We start from the raw sequence: 884 nt of genomic DNA on the forward strand, positions 1-884 counted from the left end.
CAGCTACTCCGTTCCCGTCCGGAACACTACTGCCAATGTTGGGAAACGAACAGAACGGCGCTCCGAGCTGTGTAAGCTCGGAGCTGCTTGAGCTTCCCCAAGGTCCAAGCACCCACGGCCCCGGCCTCAACGCCCACCACGAAACCCCACGGCCGGGGCCGTCTTTTAAGTGGGCTATCGATAGCCCAAGCCACCGAAAGGCGCTTTGGCGTTCCAGTCGAAGTCCGGCCGAACGTCGGCACCGCGAGAGCCACAGCCCTGTCAGACAAATCGCGGCTCGAGATCCGATAGCCTTACTTTGTCAGGCCAATGGTCGGCGTCCAGAGCAACGTGATGGCCGCAATGGCAGTAGACCAGGATGCCACGCAAGCCCATCTCGCGCATCTCGCCGAAGGTGATCTTCATCGGTCGGCCGTCGGTGTGTGGCTGTGTGGCGCTTCCTCAGCCGGAATCTATCTCGCACGAGCACCAAATCGCGAGAGGTAATCTGGGGCGGCCGGATCATGGGCGCGAAAATCCATGCTCAAGGAGCGCGGGAGCGCGCCCAAGAGGCAGTGCGCGAGGCTGGCCGACGAATGTGAGCCCCCTGAGGATGCCGAGCCATCCCTTGGCAGCCCTGACCGTGCGATCGCTCAGACTCGCTGGTGTGTCGGAAGCAACGACGATTTGGAGCGGGACGAGTGCGACCGGGAGGACGACGACCCGGACGAGGAGAAGCAGCAACCGCTGGAGATGACCCCATGCGCCTGATCCGTCTGCTACTCGCCCGGCTCTGCTTCAAACTCAGCATCGGACCAGCGATTACCGGGCATAACATCAGCGGGCTTAGGACGGCTCCCGCGCCGCCCTTCCCGGCCTACCACTCCTGACGATTTAGGCCCGCC

Annotated in this window: 1 protein-coding gene; it reads right to left on the reverse strand. The window is 63.1% G+C overall.

What is annotated here, in order from left to right:
• Positions 1-261: 261 nt before the first annotated feature.
• Positions 262-405, reverse strand: a complete 144-nt coding sequence (locus AC1D00_RS43210; RefSeq protein ID WP_430649059.1) for a hypothetical protein — start codon at positions 403-405, stop codon at positions 262-264.
• Positions 406-884: the final 479 nt, after the last annotated feature.

This window comes from Bradyrhizobium sp. P2_E8 (genome assembly GCF_056403875.1).